This window comes from Runella sp. CRIBMP (assembly GCF_009905605.1).
Classification (GTDB): Bacteria; Bacteroidota; Bacteroidia; order Cytophagales; family Spirosomataceae; genus Runella.
The window spans coordinates 177,336-183,491 of record NZ_JAAAKZ010000012.1; the positions used below are offsets into that span (position 1 = coordinate 177,336).

Below are 6,156 nucleotides of genomic sequence, written 5' to 3' on the forward strand. Positions count from 1 at the left end.
ACCATTATTCCTAAACTATTTCTTTCGTCTCATGCGGATTTTTGTTTTTTTGAGTTTGTGGGGAATGTTTACGGGAGGGGTATCGGCACAAAAAACACTGACCGGTTTGGCTCCCGTGGCCGATACAAAGCTATATTATGAAGTAGAAGGCAAAGGTGAACCCGTGGTGTTTATCCACGAAACGGCCTTAGACTCTCGCCAGTGGAACGCCCAATGGAAGGCCTTTGCCCGTCATTTTAGAGTGATTCGGTACGATATTCGCGGTTTTGGGCAATCCGCCCGCGCCCGCGACCCTCACAATCCAAGCGATGATTTAAAAGCATTGCTTGACTTCCTGAAAATTGAAAAAGCGCATATAGTAGGAGTAGCGCTCGGAGGAAATGTGGCCCTCAATTTTGCCGCCACCCACCCCGAGCGTGTCCTCAAAATCGTGGCTGCCGATGCCAATCCAGACGGATTTACCGACGGAACCCCGCAACTCAAAGCCGTAGTTAACAAAATCGTTGACCTCGCTTCGCACCACGGGTGGCACGACGAGCAGCAGGATGTGTGGCTGCGCTCTCCACTTATGCGGCTGTATGCCGCCGACGACAAAACCATTATTAATTTGAGCGAAATGATTGCCGACTACCACGGCGATCATTTCATCAACCCCCGAATCGACCCCGCTTTTGGCACTCCTACGACTCTCGATTTGGTTTCTTCCATCCGCGCCCCTACGCTCCTTTTGGTAGGAGAAAAAGACGAAGAAAGCTTTCACCGAGCGGCTGATACAATGGTCCAGAAAATTCCCAACGTTCGGAAAGCCGTCATCAAAGGAGCGGGCCATCTATCAAATATGGACAAACCAAAAACATTTAATAAGCTGGTTATCCATTTTTTAAGCACCAATCCAATGACCATTAAGTAACCTTTTTACCTCTTCTTCCCAATTTCATTCTACACACAAATGGATATTGAAAAGCGTCGGCGCTGGGCCAAAATAGCCACAATTGGCATGGGATTGGCCGCTTTGGTTACCCTAATTGCGGGTTTTGCCCAAAGCTGGAATTTACCGCGTATTGTCATGGCAGTTTGCTTCACGGCCAGCTCGGTGTTGTATTATTTTCAGTATAAAAATCTGCTTAAAGAAGACGATTGACACCTAGGCCATCCCCAAGCCTACGTACCTGAGTGTCGGCATTAATCCACATTATTTTGCGAAGCTATTCTAAAGTACTTCGTGCGTTATTCTGTTGGGTTTATCTCAAAACTCACCTTTACATCTCCCGCCCCCAGTGCCCCTGTCAGCCCCGTTACATCGTCAATTTTACCAATTTTGGTGTAACTGTAAGACGTTGTAAAACCTTTGTAAAACAACACCAACGTATTTGCCCCGTACATCATCAAATCTCCCGATTGGATACTTGCGGGAACTGACGAATTTGTGGGAAGACTTTTGGGCAAATCGAAAAATTTCTCGTTGTTATTGAGTTCTTTCATGTTGATTGTCAGCGGCAACAGCGCCTTAAAGGCATTTGCAGTAGCGTTATCCAAAAGAGTAGCCGTAAAAGTACTTGCCCCGATTTTGATGGTAATTTTAGGGGTGGTTGCTACAGATGTAGGTGGCTCAGTCATAACTAAATTGATTTCATTGATAATTCTTTCCGATTTACAAGCCATTGACACAGAGAGTGAACCAAACAGCAGGTATGTTAAATATTTCATTTTAGTAATTGTTTAAATGTTCCTGAGTTCTTTTGCCGGTACTCCACCTACGACGGTATTGGCGGGCACATCTTTTGCCACGACCGCCCCCGCGGCCACAATCGAATTTTCGCCGACAGTAACCCCGGGTAAAATCGTAGCGTTGGCACCAATCCAAGCATTGCGTTCAATCGTTACCGATTTTAAATCAAGCGATTTGCGTTTGGCGGGGTCGATAGGGTGATTTTCGGTAACAATACAGACCTGAGGCCCAATCAGTACATCGTCTTCAATTATTATGCCTCCGAGGTCGAGGAAAGTGCAACCGTGATTGATAAATACATTTTTACCCAATTGGATATGCTGCCCAAAATTGGTGTAAAAAGGCACAAAAATCGTGGTACTGGCATCAATCTGTTTGGCAATGATTTCACTCAGTCGCTCCCTAATTTGCTCTGTATCAGTTGATTTATTAAGCTCAGAATTCAGTTTCAATGTCCGATTTACTATCTCCCACATGTAAGGCATTTGCGGGTCGTCAGGAGGAATAATTCCCCCTTCCAACATGCGTTCAAATATGTTTTTCTCCGAATTCATCATCTTAGATTATCTAAATCAAAAGGCATTTTTCTTAATCGAATGCCCGTCGCTGCAAAAATAGCGTTAGCAAGTGCGGCCGCTATTGGTGGCAGAGCGGGTTCTCCCAAACCTGTTGGGGCTTCTTCTGAATCCACAAATTTTACATCAATTTCTGATGGTGCATCCTTTTACCTTCAGAAATTTGTAGAGGTGAAAATTAGTTTCGGCAACCGCCCCATTCACAAGGGTTACTTTTGGAAACATGGCATGGTTGATACCATCTACGATTGCCCCTTGAATCTGATTTTCAGCCCCGCTGAGATTGATTACTCGTCCACAGTTTGTTGACCGATTTCATTGGCTTCAATTTCCAGTGACTTTTCGTTTGAAATGATAATTCAGCGCCACATTCCACATAAAATTCTGATTACCAGGCACATTTGAGTTAAATGTCTGATTGATGGTGGATTGTAAACTAAAAGGCCATTTTTTGTGTGATAAGCTCCCCGTAAGCGTAAAATAATCACCCCGATAGCCGTCGGTATGCAAGAAAAAAATGGTTGGAAATAGATCTAATCGAAGGTTTTGACTCAATTTGAGGTTGGTAAAACTGGTATTGAGAAACAGCACTCTTGTGAGCTGAGGCCCATGATTTTGCAAAGCATTTCCTTGTAAATACATGGCACTTACCCCAACGTGGGGCGTAATTTGATAACTCGGCACCACCTCAAAGGCAAGAAATCGCAGCATTTCGGTAATATCTTTGGTATTTCCATTGTCGGTCACGCTGCTACGAATGAGGGTAAAGGCGGGGTGCGCCCCTACCCGCAAACTGAACTTCTTTTGCTCAATCAGACGGTAGCGCACCCAAAAAATCAATCCACCTTTGCTGGCATCGGGAACAAGCCGAATGTCAGGATCAAAACTAACCCGTTTTTTGCGCCACGAAAAATTCATGATAGCTGCGGGGTGATTCAATGAAAAAGTAGGAATAATCGAAAAGCCATTGTTGGTAATCCCCACCGTCCCCGAAAAGGTAGAGGTGGTTTGGGTGCTATCAGGGGTTTGGCAACCTCCTGATAATGCCATAAAAATTAAGACAAAGAGCAAAAAAATAAATTGTAAATATTTCATTGATAGGCAGTTATTTCACACACCACAAAATTATACACAACCTATCTCGTTGCTTTTATACATTTTACGGTTTTACTTACCATTTTTACGGGTGGTGATTTATTTCAATTCGTTCGTTCGTAGTTTTGGTAAAAAAACAAGACTATGATTATTTATGACTCGATTAAAAAGTACTGCCAAACCTTCAACAACCCAACGTTACACCCGTTGATTGGGCTGGTGGATTTGGACAAATCTGACCTTATTCAGCGCTGTAAATTCAGGATTGATTTTTATGCCATCATTATCAAGGACAGCAGGTGCGGAGACTTACGATACGGTCTCAAATACTATGACTACGAGGAAGGTACAATCGTGTTTTTTGGGCCTGGACAAATTGGGGCCAGCGAACCCGAAGGTGAATGGCATCAGCCCTACGGAAAAGCCTTGATTTTTCACCCTGACCTATTACATGGCACTCACCTCGCCAAGCAAATCCACGAATATTCGTTTTTTGGGTACGACTCGTACGAAGCCTTGCACGTTTCGGAAAAAGAACGGGCGTTGATTGACCTGTGTTTTGCAAACGTTGAAACGGAAATCAAGCAAAATATTGATAAACACAGCAAGCAAATCATTGTTGCTAACCTTGAACTACTCCTGAAATACTGTTCTAGGTTTTACGACCGTCAGTTTATCACCCGCGAGGTGGTTCACCATGACCTGTTAGCGCAGTTTGAAAATCGGCTTAATGCGTACATTTTTGGCGAAAAATTGGGAATGGATGGCCTACCCTCGGTCGCTTACTTTGCCGAAAAGCTAAACGTCTCTGCCAATTATTTTGGAGATTTAATCAAAAAAGAAACGGGGAAAACAGCGCTGGAGTTTATCCACTTGAAGTTGATGGAAGCCGCAAAGACGAAGGTGTTGGACCGCTCCAAATCCATCAGCGAAATTGCCTACGAATTAGGCTTCAAATATCCCCAACATTTCACAAGACTTTTCAAGCAAAAAGTGGGGGTAAGTCCCTTGGAGTATAGAATGGGGATAAATTAAGCATTTTACTCTACTTTGGCAGTACAGTAAAAATGGATGAAGTCGTACCGGTGCCAACCGTTGGGAGTCGATAAAAACAAAAAAGTAAATAAAACTAAAAATAGTACTTTTGTTGTGGGGGCTCTATTAGTCACTATTCCTTCCTTTTAAGTAGTATTTTTGTTTATCCACTTTTCTCCATTTTTCAGCTTCAGACAACCTTATGGATTCCAGAAGAGACTTTCTAAAAAAAGCGGCACTCCTCTCAAGTGGGGCAAGTATATGGGGCATGTTGCCTGCCTCTATTCAAAAAGCACTAGAAATCAATCCACCCTCCGGAAGTACCTACCTTGACGCCGAACACATCGTGGTGTTGATGCAGGAAAACCGCTCCTTTGACCACTGCTTCGGTACACTCCGGGGTGTGAGAGGCTACAACGACCCACGTGCAATTAATCTACCCAATAAAAACCTTGTCTGGCTCCAAAAAAATGCGGCGGGTGAAACCTACGCCCCTTTTCGACTCGACATCAAAGATACCAAAGCAACGTGGATGAGCGCCCTTCCGCACTCGTGGGAAAACCAAGTGGACGCCCGCAACGACGGAAAATACGACCGCTGGCTCGATGTAAAACGCTCTGGAAACAAGGAATACGCCAATATGCCCCTCACCATGGGCTACTACAACCGCGAAGACATTCCGTTCTATTACGCTTTGGCCGATGCCTTTACCGTTTGCGACCAACATTTTTGCTCCTCCCTGACGGGTACAACCCCTAATCGTCTGTACCTCTGGACAGGAACCGTCCGCGAAAAACCCGACATCAACTCAAAGGCTAACGTTCGAAATTCTGACGTTGATTATGAAGATGAAGCGAGCTGGACCACGTTTCCGGAGCGTTTGGAAGACAATAATATTTCGTGGAGAATCTATCAAAATGAATTGAGCTTGCCGATGGGCTTCACGGGCGATGAAGAGGCTTGGCTTGCCAATTTTACCGACAATCCCATCGAATGGTTTACCCAATACCATGTTCGGTTTTCGAGTGGTTATCAGAAATTTCTGACCACTCAACTCAAAACGCTGCCCGACGAAATCGCTGCGTTGGAACAAAAGCTCAAAACGCTGCCCCAAACTGGTAAAGAAACCGAAGTGGCCCAAAAAGCCCTGAAACGGAAGCAGGACATGCTCGTACTTGCCAAGCAAGACCGCGAGAAATGGAGTAGTGAGAATTTTGAAAAACTTTCGCAACGCGAAAAAAACCTGCACCAAAAAGCATTTACAACCAATATCAACGACCCGCACTATCACGAACTTACCACACATACCTACAAAGACGGCGACACTGAGCGCCAAGTAGCTATTCCCAAAGGCGATACGTTGCACCAGTTCAGAGAAGATGTAAAAACGGGCAAATTGCCCACTGTTTCGTGGGTGATTGCCCCCGAAAACTTCTCCGACCACCCCGGCGCGCCTTGGTACGGTGCTTGGTATATTTCGGAGGTCATGGATATTTTGACCCAAAATCCTGACGTTTGGAAAAAGACGATTTTTATCGTGACGTACGACGAAAACGACGGCTATTTTGACCACGTGCCGCCGTTTGTTGCTCCCAAACCCGACCTTTCTGACGGTAAGGTTTCCAAAGGCATTGACCCGAGTGTCGAACACGTGAGCATGGAGCAAGAAAACAAACGCAAAGAAGCAAGTCCGCAAAACAAAGGGCGGGCGGGGTCTATTGG

The 6,156-nt window shown here is 44.9% G+C and carries 8 protein-coding genes; 4 read left to right on the plus strand and 4 right to left on the minus strand.

The genetic code is table 11. The annotated features are described in order from the left end of the window. Positions 1 to 31: 31 nt before the first annotated feature. Positions 32 to 910, plus strand: a complete 879-nt coding sequence (locus tag GVN20_RS22705) for an alpha/beta fold hydrolase (RefSeq protein ID WP_166560547.1) — start codon at positions 32 to 34, stop codon at positions 908 to 910. Between the two features lie 39 nt (positions 911 to 949). Further along, entirely contained in the window at positions 950 to 1,141 is a 192-nt protein-coding gene (locus GVN20_RS22710) for a hypothetical protein (RefSeq protein WP_166560548.1), read from the plus strand. 86 nt (positions 1,142 to 1,227) lie between these two features. On the opposite strand, the gene GVN20_RS22715 is transcribed toward GVN20_RS22710, so the two are convergent. From GVN20_RS22715 to GVN20_RS22730, 4 genes are all read right to left on the minus strand, one after another. Then, entirely contained in the window at positions 1,228 to 1,707 is a 480-nt protein-coding gene (locus GVN20_RS22715; RefSeq protein ID WP_166560549.1) for a cyclophilin-like fold protein, read from the minus strand. 12 nt (positions 1,708 to 1,719) lie between these two features. Beyond that, on the minus strand, positions 1,720 to 2,286 hold the full coding sequence (locus tag GVN20_RS22720) for a sugar O-acetyltransferase (RefSeq protein ID WP_206023349.1): 567 nt from the start codon (positions 2,284 to 2,286) through the stop codon (positions 1,720 to 1,722). Positions 2,287 to 2,430: 144 nt separating this feature from the next. Further along, entirely contained in the window at positions 2,431 to 2,592 is a 162-nt protein-coding gene (locus GVN20_RS30175; protein WP_409033848.1) for a hypothetical protein, read from the minus strand. 36 nt (positions 2,593 to 2,628) lie between these two features. Then, on the minus strand, positions 2,629 to 3,399 hold the full coding sequence (locus GVN20_RS22730) for a hypothetical protein (protein WP_166560550.1): 771 nt from the start codon (positions 3,397 to 3,399) through the stop codon (positions 2,629 to 2,631). A 144-nt stretch (positions 3,400 to 3,543) separates the two neighbouring features. Between GVN20_RS22730 and GVN20_RS22735 the strand changes: the two genes are divergently transcribed. Continuing rightward, on the plus strand, positions 3,544 to 4,434 hold the full coding sequence (locus GVN20_RS22735) for an AraC family transcriptional regulator (protein WP_166560551.1): 891 nt from the start codon (positions 3,544 to 3,546) through the stop codon (positions 4,432 to 4,434). A 202-nt stretch (positions 4,435 to 4,636) separates the two neighbouring features. Further along, a partial coding sequence (locus tag GVN20_RS22740; RefSeq protein ID WP_304621488.1) for an alkaline phosphatase family protein occupies positions 4,637 to 6,156 on the plus strand: 1,520 nt, incomplete at its 3' end.